This window comes from Bradyrhizobium hereditatis, from assembly GCF_020329435.1.
GTDB lineage: Bacteria > Pseudomonadota > Alphaproteobacteria > Rhizobiales > Xanthobacteraceae > Bradyrhizobium > Bradyrhizobium hereditatis.
Genome location: NZ_JAGKJK010000012.1, coordinates 205,285 through 220,540, shown reverse-complemented (window position 1 = coordinate 220,540; position 15,256 = coordinate 205,285). Strand labels below are relative to the sequence as shown.

The 15,256-nt window shown below is 62.7% G+C and carries 13 protein-coding genes; 9 read left to right on the top strand and 4 right to left on the bottom strand.

Annotated elements, in window-relative coordinates; genetic code table 11:
• Positions 1-2 precede the first annotated feature (2 nt).
• The 3 genes from J6524_RS26830 (at position 3) to J6524_RS26820 (ending at position 4,393) form a co-directional block, all read left to right on the top strand.
• Entirely contained in the window at positions 3-2,453 is a 2,451-nt protein-coding gene (locus tag J6524_RS26830; protein ID WP_225676157.1) for a DNA translocase FtsK, read from the top strand.
• 133 nt (positions 2,454-2,586) lie between these two features.
• Positions 2,587-3,393: an outer membrane lipoprotein carrier protein LolA gene (locus J6524_RS26825; RefSeq protein ID WP_225676155.1), complete on the top strand. Its 807-nt coding sequence runs from the start codon at positions 2,587-2,589 to the stop codon at positions 3,391-3,393.
• Between the two features lie 184 nt (positions 3,394-3,577).
• Positions 3,578-4,393 carry an exodeoxyribonuclease III gene (locus J6524_RS26820; RefSeq protein WP_225676153.1) on the top strand — a complete coding sequence of 272 codons (816 nt, stop codon included), beginning with the start codon at positions 3,578-3,580 and terminating at the stop codon, positions 4,391-4,393.
• A gap of 3 nt (positions 4,394-4,396) precedes the next feature.
• Here the strand turns inward: J6524_RS26820 and J6524_RS26815 are convergent, their stop codons facing one another.
• Together J6524_RS26815 and J6524_RS26810 are read right to left on the bottom strand one after the other, a co-directional pair.
• Complete coding sequence (locus J6524_RS26815) at positions 4,397-4,837, bottom strand: cyclic nucleotide-binding domain-containing protein (protein ID WP_225676151.1); 441 nt, start codon at positions 4,835-4,837, stop codon at positions 4,397-4,399.
• 51 nt (positions 4,838-4,888) lie between these two features.
• Positions 4,889-5,575: a response regulator transcription factor gene (locus J6524_RS26810; protein ID WP_028348340.1), complete on the bottom strand. Its 687-nt coding sequence runs from the start codon at positions 5,573-5,575 to the stop codon at positions 4,889-4,891.
• A gap of 270 nt (positions 5,576-5,845) precedes the next feature.
• Between J6524_RS26810 and J6524_RS26805 the strand changes: the two genes are divergently transcribed.
• Both J6524_RS26805 and J6524_RS26800 read left to right on the top strand, forming a co-directional pair.
• Positions 5,846-6,415, top strand: coding sequence for a L,D-transpeptidase family protein (locus J6524_RS26805; protein ID WP_225676149.1), 570 nt, complete (start codon positions 5,846-5,848; stop codon positions 6,413-6,415).
• Between the two features lie 14 nt (positions 6,416-6,429).
• Complete coding sequence (locus J6524_RS26800) at positions 6,430-7,215, top strand: 2-keto-4-pentenoate hydratase (protein WP_225676147.1); 786 nt, start codon at positions 6,430-6,432, stop codon at positions 7,213-7,215.
• 110 nt (positions 7,216-7,325) lie between these two features.
• Here the strand turns inward: J6524_RS26800 and J6524_RS26795 are convergent, their stop codons facing one another.
• Positions 7,326-8,003, bottom strand: coding sequence for a YggS family pyridoxal phosphate-dependent enzyme (locus J6524_RS26795; RefSeq protein ID WP_225676145.1), 678 nt, complete (start codon positions 8,001-8,003; stop codon positions 7,326-7,328).
• Between the two features lie 129 nt (positions 8,004-8,132).
• Between J6524_RS26795 and J6524_RS26790 the strand changes: the two genes are divergently transcribed.
• The 4 genes from J6524_RS26790 to holA all read left to right on the top strand — a co-directional run bounded on the left by J6524_RS26790 (position 8,133) and on the right by holA (position 14,150).
• On the top strand, positions 8,133-9,821 hold the full coding sequence (locus J6524_RS26790) for a sensor domain-containing diguanylate cyclase (RefSeq protein ID WP_225676143.1): 1,689 nt from the start codon (positions 8,133-8,135) through the stop codon (positions 9,819-9,821).
• 132 nt (positions 9,822-9,953) lie between these two features.
• The gene (gene leuS, locus J6524_RS26785; RefSeq protein ID WP_225676141.1) at positions 9,954-12,578 is read left to right on the top strand and encodes a leucine--tRNA ligase; all 2,625 of its coding nucleotides are present in this window, start codon (positions 9,954-9,956) and stop codon (positions 12,576-12,578) included.
• A complete protein-coding gene (gene lptE / locus J6524_RS26780; protein ID WP_225676139.1) occupies positions 12,565-13,116 on the top strand; it encodes an LPS assembly lipoprotein LptE in 552 nt (183 codons plus the stop codon). Before leuS ends, lptE begins: the two co-directional genes overlap by 14 nt.
• A 5-nt stretch (positions 13,117-13,121) precedes the next feature.
• Positions 13,122-14,150 carry a DNA polymerase III subunit delta gene (gene holA / locus J6524_RS26775; RefSeq protein WP_225676137.1) on the top strand — a complete coding sequence of 343 codons (1,029 nt, stop codon included), beginning with the start codon at positions 13,122-13,124 and terminating at the stop codon, positions 14,148-14,150.
• A 149-nt stretch (positions 14,151-14,299) separates the two neighbouring features.
• On the opposite strand, the gene J6524_RS26770 is transcribed toward holA, so the two are convergent.
• Complete coding sequence (locus J6524_RS26770) at positions 14,300-15,181, bottom strand: ParB/RepB/Spo0J family partition protein (RefSeq protein WP_225676135.1); 882 nt, start codon at positions 15,179-15,181, stop codon at positions 14,300-14,302.
• Positions 15,182-15,256 lie beyond the last annotated feature (75 nt).

The window sequence follows — 15,256 nt, the reverse complement described above, 5'->3', positions numbered from 1 at the left end:
TAATGAGCATGCCAGCGATCGAACGTGTCATCCCCCTGGTCGGCCATCTGCCGGTCTCGATCCGCGAGGCCCTGGCGCGGCGCCTGCGCGAACTCATGGGCCTCAGCCTGATCGCACTGTCCGGCGTGGCGGCGGCGGCCTTGATGACGTGGTCGGTACAGGACCCGAGCCTGAGCCATGCGACCTCGCGCCCGATCCGCAACGTGCTCGGATATCCCGGCGCGATCGGTGCCGATCTGTTGATGCAGATTCTCGGCCTCGGCGCGATCATGCTGATCCTGCCCGTCGCGGTGTGGGGCTGGCGCATGCTGACCCATCGCCCCTTCGATCGCGAGGCGCTGCGCCTTGGATGCTGGATTCTCTGCACGGCGATCGCGGCAGGCTTTGCAAGCTGCTGGCCGCATGGCGGCGCGTGGGCGCTGCCGACCGGGCTTGGCGGCGTCGTCGGCGACGCGCTGGTGCGCGCGCCCGCCGTGGTGTTCGGACCGGCCGGTTTCACTTATCGCCTTGTGCTCGGCATCATCCTGTTCGTGGCGATGTCCGCGACGTTCCTGTTTGCCTGCGGCTGGGGCTCGCGCTCACAGGAAGAAGAGCTGACGCCGATCGAGGACGATGACACGCCCTTTGTCGAGGAAGGGGATCGCAGCTCGGTGTCGCTCGGATGGGTGTATCATGCCCTGATGAGCGCAAAGGCGCGGATCGGATGGCTGATGAGCGCGGCCTACCGATCGCTGGTGTCGAGCTCGACGCCTTCCCGCACCGCCGCGTTCGAACGTCAGGAGCCGAGCCTCGGCGGCCGCGCAGCACCAAAGCTGGCCCCGCAGGATGAGGAATTCGAGGACGAGGAGGAGGAAGAAGAGGAGGACGAGGAGGAGGAGGAAGCCCCCCGCGCTCCGCGCAAGAAGGCCGCGCCGCGTCCATCTGCCCGCAAATCCGACAAGTTCGAACTGCCCTCGGTTTCGATGCTGACGGCGCCCAAGGCGTCCGACCGCCAGCCGCTCAGCAAGGCCGAGCTGGAGGCCAATTCGCGCACGCTGGAGGGCGTGCTCGGCGACTTCGGTGTCCGCGGCGAGATCGTCAAGGCCAATCCGGGACCTGTCGTGACGCTCTACGAACTCGAGCCGGCGCCCGGCATCAAGTCTTCGCGCGTCATCGGCCTCGCCGACGATATCGCCCGCTCGATGAGCGCGCTGTCCGCCCGCGTCGCCGTGGTCGCCGGCCGCAACGCCATCGGCATCGAGCTGCCGAACGCGCATCGCGAGAAGGTTTACCTGCGTGAATTGCTGACCGCGAAGGACAGCAACGAGTCGGTCGCCAAGCTTCCGCTTTGCCTCGGCAAGACCATCGGTGGCGATCCTGTCATCATCGATCTGGCGCGGACGCCGCACATGCTGATCGCCGGCACCACCGGCTCCGGCAAATCGGTCGCGATCAACACCATGATTCTTAGCCTGGTCTACCGGCTGCGTCCGGATCAGTGCCGGCTGATCATGGTCGATCCGAAGATGCTCGAACTCTCCGTCTATGACGGCATCCCGCATTTGCTGACGCCGGTCGTCACCGATCCGAAGAAGGCGGTGGTCGCGCTGAAATGGGCCGTGCGCGAGATGGAAGAGCGTTACAAGAAGATGGCCAAGCTCGGTGTGCGCAATATCGACGGCTATAACCAGCGTCTAGGCGAAGCCAAGAGCAAGGGCGAGGACCTGACGCGCACGGTGCATACCGGCTTCGACAAGGAAACCGGCAAGGCGATCTACGAGGAAGAAAAGCTCGACCTCGAACCGCTGCCCTATATCGTCATCATCGTCGACGAAATGGCCGACCTGATGATGGTCGCCGGCAAGGACATCGAAGGCGCGGTGCAGCGTCTGGCGCAGATGGCGCGCGCGGCGGGACTCCACGTCATCCTCGCCACCCAGCGCCCGTCGGTCGACGTCATCACCGGCACCATCAAAGCGAACTTCCCGACCCGCATCGCATTCCAGGTCACATCGAAGATCGACAGCCGCACCATTCTCGGCGAGATGGGCGCCGAGCAACTGCTCGGCCAGGGCGACATGCTCTATATGGCCGGCGGTGGCCGCATCAGCCGCGTGCACGGGCCCTTTGCTTCCGACGAGGAAGTCGAAAAGGTCGTACGTCACCTCAAGACGCAAGGCGCGCCGGAATATCTGGAAGCGGTCACTGCGGAGGAGCCGAGCGAAGAAGACGGCGCAGTCTTCGATTCCACCGGCATGGGCGGCGATGGCGGCGGCGACCTGTTCGCGCAGGCGGTCGCGATCGTCAAACGCGACCGCAAGGCCTCGACGTCCTATATTCAGCGCCGCCTGCAGATCGGCTACAACCGCGCCGCCTCCTTGATGGAACGGATGGAACTCGAAGGCATCGTTGGCCAGGCAAATCACGCCGGCAAACGCGAGATTCTGGTCGCCGAAGAGGAGGGCGGCTTCTAGATTCCGGCGCCGAACGTTGATTCGGCGTAACAATTTTCACGGAAAAACGATACCTCCTTGGCGCGAAAGCGCGATAAACTGGGCGGCAGCGGGATGCCTCATCAATCTCATCAATAGAGATCCGAAATATCTGATGACACAATTACCCACCCATCGCGGGCTGCGCTCCGGACTGGCCCTTTTGCTCGCCGCTTCCATCGCGGCCTTTGCGACGCCGGCTCTGTCGCAGAACGTTCCGGTTCCGAAGCCCGCGCCCAAGGCGCGCGACAGCGGCGTGCAGATGAGTGCGCAGGACAAGGTTCCGATGACAACCGGCGCGACCCAGACCCCGCCGAACCCCGTGATTCCAAACCCTAACCGCAATGTCCCCGCGAATGTTTTTGCAACCTTCGACGCTAACCAGAAGGCGCAGGCTGCGCGGGTGAGTTCCTATCTTTCCTCACTGCAGACGCTTGTCGGAAATTTCGTTCAGGTCGGTCCCGACGGCAGCAGGACCAAGGGCGATTTCTACATCCAGAAGCCGGGCAAGGTGCGCTTCGAATATGACGATCCGAGCCCGATCGCCATCATCGCCGATGGTTCGTCGCTGGCCGTGCGCGACCGCAAGCTTGCGACGCAGGACATCTATCCGCTGTCGCAGACGCCGCTGCGTTTCCTGCTGTCGGACCGAATCGATCTCTTGAAGGATACCAACGTCGTCAACGTCACAGCCGACGACGTCTATATCAGCGTCACTATCGAGGAGAAGCAGGCCCTGATCGGCACCAGTCGGCTGATGCTGATGGTCGGTGTCAAGGACGGCCAGCTCAAGCAATGGACGGTGACCGACCCGCAGGGCTATGACACCACGGTCGCGGTCTACAATCTCGACTCGTCCAAGAAGGTCGATCCCGGCCTCTTCAAGATCGACTTCACCAATTACGTCACGCCGGCCAACTGACGGCTTCGCCATCTTTCCGCGGGGCCGTAGCGCGGGCAAAGCGCAAGCGTGCCCATCGCTTCCCTTGATCATGACCGCTGGGGTGGACGTGGCGCCAAAGCGCGATGCCCGTCCGCCGGCCCGAAATCCTACCTGTGGACAAACAGCGCGAAGTCATCACGAACCGTGGTAAGACACGGCTCCCATGCGTTTTTCCCTGACAACGTGGAATATCAATTCGGTGCGCCTGCGCATCGATATCGTCGCCAAATTCCTCAAATCGGCGCGGCCGGACGTGCTGTGCCTGCAAGAGACCAAATGCATCGATGACGCTTTCCCGCTAAAGCGATTCAAGCGTCTCGGCTACGAGCACATCGCGCTGAACGGACAAAAGGGCTATCACGGCGTTGCCATCGTGTCGAAGCTGCCCTTTGACGCCACCGATATTAGGACCTTTTGCGACAAGATCGACTCGCGCCATATCTCGGTGGCGTTCGGTGAGAAGGCGCAGCTTGCGAAGCCGGTGGTGCTGCACAATTTCTATGTCCCGGCCGGCGGCGACATTCCCGATCCCGTGCTCAATCCGAAGTTCGATCACAAGCTGAAATTTCTCGACGAGATGAAGGCGTGCGAGCCGCTGCATCCGCGTGGCGACGACCGTCATATCCTGGTCGGCGACCTCAATGTCGCACCGCATGAGAACGACGTGTGGTCGCACAAGCAGCTATTGAAGGTCGTCTCGCACACGCCGATCGAATGCGAGAAGCTCTTGGCCGCGCAGGCGCAAGGCGAATGGTTTGACGTCGCGCGCGAGCGGATTCCGCTTTCCGAAAAGGTCTATACGTGGTGGAGCTACCGTGCCGCCGACTGGACGGTGGGCGATCGTGGCCGCCGGCTGGACCATATCTGGGTCTCGCGCGCGCTGAAGGATGGCGTCACCGATTTCAGGATCACTCGCGATGCCCGCGGGTGGGAGCGTCCGTCCGACCACGTCCCAGTGACGGTGACCCTAGAGGTTTAGAGATCAGGTCATCAGCTTCGCGCCGGCGATCAGGAGATCGCTGGCGAGCTGGCTGGTGCGGGTGGCGAGTTCGTCGCGCAGGCGGCGCGCGGCTGCGGGATCGCTTTCGAGCACACGTTGAAACAGACTGCGCGCCACCCTGATAACCGAGGCATGATCGAGCGCGACCGCGCTCGACGGCCGTTTCATCGCGACGATCAGCGCCAGTTCGCCAATCAGGGAGCCGGGACCGGCAACAACTTCGGCGCCGCCGTCCTCGACCCGGAACGAGCCGCGCTGAACGATGTAGCCCGCATCCGCATCGTCGCCCGCGTTGAACAGGTAGTCGCCGGGCGAGAAATCGCGCTGCTCCGAACCGATCGCCAGCATGCGCAGCGCCGCCGTTCCCAAGAGGCGCAGTGTCGGGACCCGCTCCAGCAGGGCTACATCATCTTCGATCGACATGAACCTGAGACCGGGATTCGCGAAAACTACGAATCTTGGCAGCGAATCGTATCACGGCACCAGCTTGTAACCACCGGCTTCCGTCACCAGGATTTCAGGGTTGGCGGCATCCTTCTCGATCTTCTGCCTGAGACGGTAGATGTGGGTCTCCAGCGTGTGCGTGGTGACGCCCGAATTGTAGCCCCAGACTTCCTGCAGCAGCGTCTCGCGCGACACCGGCAACTGGCCGGCGCGATACAAGAAGCGCAGGATCGCGGTTTCCTTCTCGGTCAGCCGCACCTTCCTGGCATTGGCGGCGGTCAGCATCTTGGAGCCAGGGCGGAAGCTGTAGGGACCGACCGAGAACACCGCGTCCTCACTGGCCTCATGCTGGCGCAGCTGCGCCCTGATCCGGGCGAGGAGAACAGCAAATCGGAATGGTTTTGCGACGTAGTCGTTGGCGCCCGATTCGAGTCCGAGAATCGTGTCCGAATCAGTGTCGTGGCCGGTCAGCATGATGATCGGCGCCTTGAAGCCGCCCTTGCGCAGGCTGCGCACGACTTCGCGGCCGTCGGTATCCGGCAAACCGACATCCATCAGCACCAGATCGGGGGAATTGGCTTTGGCGGCGCTGGCGCCCTTGGCGCCGGTATCGACGGCGGAAGCTTCGAACTCTTCATGCAGCGATAGCTGCTCGACCAGCGTGTCGCGCAGATCGGTATCGTCATCCACGATCAGGATCTTGCGGGCATTGGGCATAGGATACGATCCTCTTGAGGCAGGCGGCGGACACAAGTGGAAGCGTCTCAAGCCGGGTCTTGGTCGATGATGACCCGATTCGCGAGCAAGCTTCGCAAGCAAACCGGGTCATCGGGGTACTGATTCGCATTGAGGTAAGAGATTGTTACAGATTCACAAGGCGAGGCGCAGTCTACCTCAATTTTGAGGCGCGTTTGGATGAATGTCCTGTAATGGCGCCAAATGGGGCAATTGTGGCCGAGCAGGCAATCCGATGATTCGGGCAGTCGCATGAAAAGATACGTTACTTCAAATGCTTACACGAAGGTTACGGCTGATCGCCCGATTGCGACAATTTGGGTCCGAAGGGCTGCAGGCGACCCGCGCCGGGGCTGGCTAACGGCCGACGGCTGGTCAGTGCCGGTGGCGCTTGGTCGCGGCGGTATTCTTGCCAACAAGAGAGAAGGGGACGGCGGCACGCCGCGGGGCATCTATCGCCCGCTACGATTGTGGTGGCGCGCCGACCGCCACATCCGGCCGCGAACCTATCTCCCGATCCGGCCGATCCGGCCCGAAGACGCCTGGTGCGAAGACCCGCGCGATCGCCATTACAATCAGCCCATTCGCCTGGTCCACGACCAGGCCGGCGATCGGCTGACGCGCGAGGACCATCTCTACGATTTCATTGTCGAGATCGATCACAACAGCGCACCACGAATTGCCGGCCGCGGCAGCGCCGTGTTTTTGCATCTGGCAAGGCCCAATTTTGCGCCGACGGCGGGCTGCGTTTCGATGACAAAGTCTTCCATGCTGCGGCTGCTACAGCGCATGGGCCCGCAGACGAAGATCATGATCGGCTGAGGGGACTGAAAACCATGCTCGACAAGAACGCTATATCGGCCGCATCGAAGACGCTGCACGACCACTGGCGTGCCGGCACCAAGCTTGCCGCCCTCGACGAAACGATGCGGCCGCGTGACCGCACCGAGGGCTACGCGATCCAGGCGGCCATCGAAAAATATTCGTCCGACAGTCTGTTCGGCTGGAAAATCGCGGCGACCAGCGAGGCCGGACAAAAGCACATCAACGTCGCCGGCCCGATGGCGGGACGCATTTTGGCCGAGACCGTGATTGCCGACGGTGGCACGGCTTCGATGACCGGCAATGAAATGCGCGTCGCCGAACCCGAATTCGCCTTCCGCATGCGCGTGGACCTGCCGGCGCGCTCCACGCCCTATGAGGTGCAGCAGGTGCTCGATGCGGTCGACACGCTGCATCCGGCGATCGAAATTCCGGACTCGCGGTTTGCCGATTTCGTCAGCGCCGGCGAGGCCCAGCTCATCGCCGACAATGCCTGTGCGCATCTGTTCGTGCTGGGACCTGCTGCAACCGCCGACTGGCGTGCGATGGACCTCGTCGAAGAGCGGCCTGTGGTCACAATGCGCGGCCAGCGGTTCGTTGGTCACGGCAAGAATGTGCTGGGCGATCCCAGGATAGCGCTAACTTGGCTCGCCAATGAGCTGCGCCAGCTCGGCGTGACGCTGAAGGCGGGGAGGGTGGTTACCACGGGCACTTGCCATCCGCCGCTTCCGATTCAATCGGGTAATTTTTGCGCGGTTGATTTCGGGATGCTTGGAAAAGTGTCGGTGGGATTCAAGTAGACTTTCTCCCCGTCATTGCGAGGAGCAAAGCGACGAAGCAATCCATCAAGCCGTTATGCCGCGCCATGGATTGCTTCGCTGCGCTCGCAATGACGGAGACCGAGGCGCTGTCACCGCGCCCCAAAAATCGCCGAGCCTACCCGCACATGCGTGGCGCCGAGTTGGATCGCGACCGCAAAATCCGCACTCATACCCATCGACAGATTCTTCAAGCCATTGCGTGCGGCGATCTTGGCCGTCAGCGCAAAATGCGGCGCCGGCGCGTCGTTGACCGGCGGAATGCACATCAGGCCGGAAATGACGAGGCCATATTTCTCGCGGCAGCTGGCGATGAAAGCGTCGGCCTCACCGGGCACGACGCCGGCCTTCTGCGGCTCCTCGCCGGTGTTCAGCTGAACGAACAATTCCGGCCGCTTGTTCTGCGCTTTGATTTCCTTGGCCAGTGCTTCGCAGAGGCTCGGCCGGTCGACCGAATGGATGGCGTCGAATAGTGCCACCGCATCCCTGGCCTTGTTGGATTGCAGCGGCCCGATCAGGTGCAACGTAATTCCGGGATGGGCCGAAACCAGCGCCGGCCACTTCGCCTTGGCTTCCTGCACGCGATTTTCGCCGAACACGCGCTGTCCCGCATCGATGATGGGCGAAATCGCCGCGGCGTCGAACGTCTTTGATACCGCGACCAGCGTCACCGACGCGCGATCGCGGCGCGCTTCCTTGCACGCGCGCGCAATCTCCTGCTCCACCTGAGCCAGACCGGTTGGTAAAGACTTGGTTAGCGGCGTCGCCATCTCTGTCGCGTCATGTCCCATTCTTGATCGAATTCCCGGCCGAAATTTTACGGCATTTCCTTGAATTTTACCAAGTTCGGGAAAGGCTTTTTGAAACCTTCGCTCTACCTTGCGGTGTGGGGGGAAAGGATGTCTGGCGTTACTTTCAGCCGCAATCGCGTCAAACTCAAGAAGCTTCTGGGCATCCGCGCCCGGCTTGCGATGCTGGCCGTGCTGCTGGTGGCGCCCTTGATGCTGGATCGCGTTCGCTCGCTCGAAGATGCGCGCGCCAAACAGATCGCGACGGCGTCGGAAGAATACGCCAATATCACCCATCACAGCGCCGAGACCCAGCGCGAGGTGATCTCCTCGGTCGAGACGATGCTGAAATCGGCCGCCTATATCCGCGCCTCCAGCGGCATCGCACGCAGCTGCGAGATCCTGCGCGCCAGCCTGCCTGCCAACCTGCCCTGGATCCGCAGCATCATGCTCGTGAGCAAGGACGGTGTGGTGCAATGTTCCACGCTGAACGCACAGGTCGGCCTCAACATCGCTGATCGTGAATATTTCAGGAAAGCGCAGGAGACGCGCGATTTCGTTTTCAGCGACTATCTGTTCGGCAAGACCAACAATCGGCCGATCATGATGGCGGCCTATCCGGTCGCCGCGATCAACCCGGAGGAAGATTCGGTTGCGGTCGCCGGCATCAATCTCGATTGGCTGTCGAAGATCATGGCCAACCTCGGCGGGCGGCCGGGTATTTCATCTGTTTTGATTGACAGCACCGGCGTGGTGCTGGCGGCGCCACCGGACCAGGCCAGCATGATCGGCCGCCCCCTCGATAACGTGCCGCTGCTCTCGGCCATTACTTACAAAGCGCTCAGCTCGAACACCGATACCGGCTCGATTTCCTTCGCTGCGACCGACTCCAAGCGTACCATCAGCTTCGCGCGCATTCCCGGAACGCAGGCGCGCCTGATCGTCAGCGTCGACGAGGACATTGTCACGGCCGCGATCAACCGCGACATCCGCACCGCCTATCTGCAATTGGCATTCGTCTGCCTGTTCGTGCTGCTCGGCGCGTTGATCGGCGCCGAGAAGCTCATCATCAATCCGATCGAGGTCATGACCGGCATGGCCAAGCGATTCGGTGAAGGCGATTCGTCGGCTCGCGTCTCGCGCAGCCGGCTGCCCTCGGAATTCATGCCGCTGGCGCGCGCCTTCAATGCGATGGCGGCCCAGCTCAGCCAGCGCGAGCGCGAACTTGTTGCGACCAACGACCGACTTACCGTGATGGCCTCGATCGACATGCTATCGGGCCTTGCCAACCGTCGCGGCTTCCAGAGCCGGCTCGAATTCGAATGGCTGAAGGCGCAGCAGTTCACCAGCGAGCTGTCGCTGTTGATGATCGATGTCGATTACTTCAAGCTCTACAATGACACCTATGGCCACCCTGAGGGCGACGCCTGCCTCACCCGCATCGGCGAGGCGCTGGCCCGCATCGCCGGCGAGACGATGGGTTTTGCGGGCCGCTATGGCGGCGAAGAGTTCTGTCTGCTGCTGCCGAACACCAGCGCGCAGAAGGCGCTGGAGGTCGGCGAAACTGTGCGCATGAAAGTTCAAGGCCTCGCCCTGCCCCACATCACATCCAGCTACGGAATGGTCACTGTCAGCGTCGGCGTGGCCGCCACACTGCCAAGCGATACCCAAACCCCCGGAGAGCTGATCGAAGCCGCGGACGCCGCCCTCTATGCCGCCAAACACCGCGGTCGTAATACCGTGGTCGAGCACGGGTTTGCCAAGCTCGCGGACAAGACTGGCATGGCGATGGCGGGATAAGCCAACGTTCCGCGCCGCTCGCTCAAATCGGCCCTGCCCTCCTCCCCAAGACGTTGCCCCGCAGCCGCTTTTGTGGCCTAGTCCGCCGTCCTCTGGATGGGGACCCGAATCCACCAAAAGCCCTGCGATTTCATGACCGCCGAACGTTACAACGCCCGTGAATCCGAGCCGCGCTGGCAGCGCCAGTGGGACGAAAAAGCGATCTTCGCTTCGAAAAATGACGATCCGCGGCCGAAATACTACGTGCTTGAGATGTTCCCCTACCCGTCCGGGCGCATTCATATCGGGCACGTCCGGAACTATACGCTCGGCGACGTACTGGCGCGGTTCATGCGCGCCAAGGGGTTCAACGTCCTCCACCCGATGGGCTGGGACGCCTTCGGCCTGCCGGCCGAGAATGCCGCGATCGAGCGCAAGGTCGCGCCGAAGGCCTGGACCTACGACAACATCGCCGCGATGAAGAAGCAGCTGCGATCTATCGGGCTGTCGCTCGATTGGAGCAGAGAGTTCGCGACCTGCGACCCCAGCTACTACAAGCATCAGCAGAAGATGTTCTTGGACTTCCTGCGTGCGGGCCTGGCCGAACGCGAGAAGCGCAAGATCAACTGGGACCCGGTCGACATGACCGTGCTCGCCAACGAGCAGGTGATCGACGGCCGCGGCTGGCGCTCCGGCGCCGTCGTCGAGCAGCGCGAGATGAACCAGTGGGTCTTCAAGATCACGAAGTATTCGCAGGAGTTGCTGGACGCACTCGACGGGCTGGACCGCTGGCCCGACAAGGTGCGGCTGATGCAGCGCAACTGGATCGGCCGCTCCGAAGGTCTGTTGATCCGCTTCGCGCTGGATCCGACAACGACGCCGGCGGGCGAAACTGAGCTGAAGATTTTCACGACGCGGCCGGACACGCTTTTCGGTGCGAAATTCATGGCGATCTCGGCGGATCATCCGCTGGCGCAGGCGGCGGCTGCGAAGAACCCTGATCTCGCTGAGTTCGTCGCGGACGTGAAAAAAATCGGCACCGCGCAGGAAATCATCGACACGGCCGAGAAGCAGGGCTTTGATACCGGCATCAAGGCTATTCACCCCTTCGACCCGAACTGGAAGCTGCCGGTCTATGTCGCGAATTTCGTGCTGATGGAATACGGCACCGGCGCCATCTTCGGGTGTCCGGCGCATGACCAGCGCGACCTCGACTTCGTCAATAAATACAATCTCGGCAATACTCCCGTGGTCTGTCCCGAGGGTCAGGACCCGAAGACGTTTGTCATTACCGATACCGCCTTTGACGGCGACGGCCGCATGATCAATTCGCGCTTCCTCGATGGCATGACCATAGAAGGTGCCAAGGAGGAAGTGGCCAGGCGGCTGGAGAACGAGACGCGCGGCAATGCGCCAGTGGGCGAGCGGCAGGTGAACTTCCGCCTTCGCGACTGGGGCATCTCGCGCCAGCGTTATTGGGGCTGCCCGATCCCGGTCATCCACTGCCCGAAATGCGACGTCGTGCCGGTGCCGGACGATCAGCTACCGGTGACGCTGCCGGAAGATGCGACCTTCGACAAGCCCGGCAACGCGCTCGACCATCATCCGACCTGGAAGCACGTCACCTGCCCGAAATGCGGCGGCAAGGCGCAGCGTGAAACCGACACCATGGACACCTTCGTGGATTCGTCCTGGTATTTTGCGCGCTTCACCGATCCCTGGAACGAGAAGGCACCGACGACGCCTGACGTCGCCAACCGCATGATGCCGGTCGATCAGTATATCGGCGGCGTCGAGCACGCGATCCTGCACCTGCTCTACAGCCGCTTCTTCACCCGCGCGATGAAGGCGACCGGCCATATCGACATGAAGGAGCCGTTCGCCGGCATGTTCACGCAGGGCATGGTGGTGCACGAGACCTATCAGAAGGCTGACGGCACTTACGTGACGCCGGCCGAGGTGAAGGTCGAGATGGTCGGCAGCGAGCGCCGCGCCAGCATGATCTATGGCGACGAGCCGGTGACGATCGGCCCGATCGAGAAGATGTCGAAGTCGAAGAAGAACACCGTCGACCCCGACGACATCATCGCGACCTATGGCGCCGACGTCGCGCGCTGGTTCATGCTGTCGGACTCACCGCCCGACCGCGACGTGATCTGGAGCGACGAGCGCGTGCAGGGCGCAGCGCGCTTCGTGCAGCGGCTGTGGCGCCTGGTGAATGAATCCGCTGAGATCGCCAAGACGGCTCCGTCCGATCGACCGGCCTCGTTCGGGCCCGATGCGCTTGCCTTGCGCAAGGCCGCCCATGGCGCGCTGGACAAGGTCTCGTCCGGAATCGAACGGCTGCATTTCAACGTCTGCCTCGCCCATATCCGCGAGTTCACCAATGCACTGGCCGAAGTGCTGGGACGCGGCGGCACGCTGGCACCGGACTTGGCCTGGTCCGTGCGAGAAGCCGCCACCATCCTGGTCCAACTGATCTCCCCGATGATGCCGCATCTGGCCGAGGAGTGCTGGCAGGTTCTGGGCCAATCCGGGCTGATTTCGGAGGCGAGCTGGCCCCAAATCGAACGCGATTTGCTGGTTGAGGACACCGTGACGCTGGTGGTCCAGGTCAACGGCAAGAAACGAGGTGATGTCACCGTGCCACGGGGCGCCGAAAATCCGGAAATTGAGGCTGCCGTTTTGGCGCTCGATGCGGTAAAACTCGCCCTCGGCGGCAAGGTCGTCCGCAAGGTAATCGTTGTTCCCATGAGGATCGTGAATGTCGTTGGCTAGGACCCGGATCGCCGTCCGGCTCATCGCCGTCGCCGCGCTGGCGGCGCTCACGGCCGGCTGTTTCCAGCCGATGTATGCGGAACGCAACGACGGCAAGCCCGGCCTGCGCGAAAAGCTGATGGGCGTGGAAATCCCGCCGGTCGACAAGCCGAATGCTTCCCGCGAAGCGAGGATCCAGGTGGAGATCCGCAACGCGCTGGCGTTCAAGCTCTACGGCAACGCTACCGGCATGCCACCGACCCATCGGCTGGTGCTGCGCTTCAACAGCACCCGCAACTCGCTGATGATCGATCCGAACACCGCGTTGCCGACGAGCGAAAACTACGGCATCGACGCGCAGTTCAATCTGATCGACCTTGCGACCAACAAATCTGTCATGACCGGGACGACCTTCTCTCGCGTGTCCTATGACATTCCGGGCAATCTGCAGCGCTTCGCCCGCACCCGCGCCTTCCGCGACGCCGAGGATCGCGCCGCCCAGGAGATCGCGGAAAACATCCAGACCCGGCTGGCGTCCTACTTCTACGCCGGCACCTGATCCCGTTGGTCGCGCTCCGCGGAAAAGACATCGACGCTTTTCTTGCCCGGCCCGATCCCGGTCGCCCGATCATCTTGCTTTATGGCCCTGATGCCGGCCTGGTCCGCGAGCGCGCGGACGCGCTGATCGCATCCGCGGTCGATGATCCCAACGATCCCTTTTCGCTGGTGCGGCTGGACGGTGACGAGCTGTCGGCCGAGCCGTCCCGGCTGGTCGACGAAGCCATGACGATACCGATGTTCGGCGGCCGCCGCGCCATTCGTGTCCGCGCCGGCTCCCGCAGTTTTGCCAGCGGCGTCGATACGCTGGCCGATTCGCCCGTGAAGGATTGCCGCATCGTGATCGAGGCCGGCGAGCTGCGGCCGGAATCGCCGCTGCGCAAGGCTTGCGAGCGCGCCAAGACCGCGGTCGCCATCGCCTGCTATCCCGACACTGAACGCGAGCTAGCACGGCTGATCGACGAGGAACTGCGGACTTCCAATTTGCGCATCGCCTCGGATGCCCGCGCGGTGCTGATGTCGTTGCTCGGCGGCGACCGTCAGGCCTCCCGCAACGAGCTTCGCAAGCTTGCACTCTATGCCCATGGCAACGGCGAGATCGGCCTCGACGATGTCATGACCGTGGTATCGGACGCCTCCGAGCTGAAGCTCGATCCAATCGTGGATGGTGCGTTTGCAGGCAAGCCCGATTTGGTCGAGAGCGAATTTGCCAAAGCGATGGTTGCCGGCACCTATCCAGGCGTCATCATCTCCGCCGCGCAGCGCCAGGCGGCATGGCTGCACAAATCGGCGCTCGCGGTTGCCGACGGCACGCCGGTCGCGACCTTGCTCGAAAGCGGCTACCCGCGCCTGCATTTTTCGCGCAAGGGCGCTGTCGAAATCGCGCTGCGCAATTTCAGTCCGACGCGACTGGCCGCGATCATCGATCAGCTTGGGACGGCGGCGCTCGACATGCGCAAGCAGGCCGCGCTGGCGCCGGCGATCGCGCTGCGGACGTTGCTATCGATTGCGGCGAACGCGAAGCGGCGGGGCTGAGGCAACGATGCCAACACCGTCATTGCGAGGAGCTCGCGACAAAATTGCAAAGCAATTTTGCGCTGAAGCAACGCAGCAATCCACGCTTCCACAAGCGGTGGAATGGATTGCTTCGCTGCGCTCGCAATGAGGTGGAGAGGCTGGTTAGATTACTTCCCTTCCAGCCGCCGCATCACCTCGTCGAGCTGCTCGAGATTGCGATAGCTGACCTGGACCGTGCCGCCGGGGTCGCGGTGATTGACCGTCACGGTGAGACCGAGCGCATCGCTGACGCGCTTCTCCAGCGCGATCGTATCGGGATCCTTGGTCTTGCCGCCGCCGCTCCTCGTCTTCTGCGGCTTGCGCTCCGGCACTCCCTCCTCGTGCGCGAGCGCCTCGGTCTGACGAACGTTGAGGCCTTCGGCGACGATACGCTTTGCCGCCGCCAGCGGATCAGGCACGCTGATCAGGGCGCGGGCGTGACCCGCCGACAATTCGCCGCTCTTGATGAGGGCCTGCACCTCCGTCGGCAGTTTCGTCAGCCGCATCATGTTGGCGACGTGGCTGCGGCTCTTGCCGACTTCCTTGGCGATTTCTTCCTGGCTGCGTTTGAATTCATCGGCCAGCGCGTGATAGCCCTGCGCCTCTTCCATCGCATTGAGGTCTTCGCGCTGCACGTTCTCGATGATCATGATCTCGAGTGCGTCAGAGTCGCTGACATCGATGGGGACGATCGGCACCTCGTGCAGGCTGGCGAGTTGCGCGGCGCGCCAGCGACGTTCGCCGGCAATGATCTCGTACCGATCCTGGGTGCCCTTCACCGGACGGACCACGATCGGCTGGATCACGCCGTGCTGCTTGACCGAGCTGGCGAGCTCGCCGAGTTCGGTATCGGAAAAAGTCCGGCGCGGGTTGCGCGGATTCGGCTTCAAGAATTCGATCGGCACCTTGCGCTGGTTACGCGGTCGTTCGACATGCGCGGCTTCGCCGCCGACATCCCCGATCAGACTTGCGAGACCACGACCCAGTCGCGAACGCGTTTCGTCGGCCATAGCCGCCAACTCCCTCGGATTCACTTGGCTACTCCACTACAGAATTCGATTGCTCAGTTGGGTGGGCGATGCAAA

What these genes read in the sequence shown, in the direction of transcription:
- J6524_RS26795 (WP_225676145.1), bottom strand. Translation starts at nt 8,003, where the DNA reads ATGGCGACGCCGCTAACCAAGTCTTTACCAACCGGTCTGGCTCAGGTG.
- J6524_RS26815 (WP_225676151.1), bottom strand. Translation starts at nt 4,837, where the DNA reads ATGTCGATCGAAGATGATGTAGCCCTGCTGGAGCGGGTCCCGACACTG.
- J6524_RS26805 (WP_225676149.1), top strand. Translation starts at nt 5,846, where the DNA reads ATGAAAAGATACGTTACTTCAAATGCTTACACGAAGGTTACGGCTGAT.
- J6524_RS26830 (WP_225676157.1), top strand. Translation starts at nt 3, where the DNA reads ATGAGCATGCCAGCGATCGAACGTGTCATCCCCCTGGTCGGCCATCTG.
- J6524_RS26770 (WP_225676135.1), bottom strand. Translation starts at nt 15,181, where the DNA reads ATGGCCGACGAAACGCGTTCGCGACTGGGTCGTGGTCTCGCAAGTCTG.
- J6524_RS26790 (WP_225676143.1), top strand. Translation starts at nt 8,133, where the DNA reads ATGTCTGGCGTTACTTTCAGCCGCAATCGCGTCAAACTCAAGAAGCTT.
- J6524_RS26825 (WP_225676155.1), top strand. Translation starts at nt 2,587, where the DNA reads ATGACACAATTACCCACCCATCGCGGGCTGCGCTCCGGACTGGCCCTT.
- leuS (WP_225676141.1), top strand. Translation starts at nt 9,954, where the DNA reads ATGACCGCCGAACGTTACAACGCCCGTGAATCCGAGCCGCGCTGGCAG.
- J6524_RS26810 (WP_028348340.1), bottom strand. Translation starts at nt 5,575, where the DNA reads ATGCCCAATGCCCGCAAGATCCTGATCGTGGATGACGATACCGATCTG.
- J6524_RS26820 (WP_225676153.1), top strand. Translation starts at nt 3,578, where the DNA reads ATGCGTTTTTCCCTGACAACGTGGAATATCAATTCGGTGCGCCTGCGC.
- J6524_RS26800 (WP_225676147.1), top strand. Translation starts at nt 6,430, where the DNA reads ATGCTCGACAAGAACGCTATATCGGCCGCATCGAAGACGCTGCACGAC.
- lptE (WP_225676139.1), top strand. Translation starts at nt 12,565, where the DNA reads ATGTCGTTGGCTAGGACCCGGATCGCCGTCCGGCTCATCGCCGTCGCC.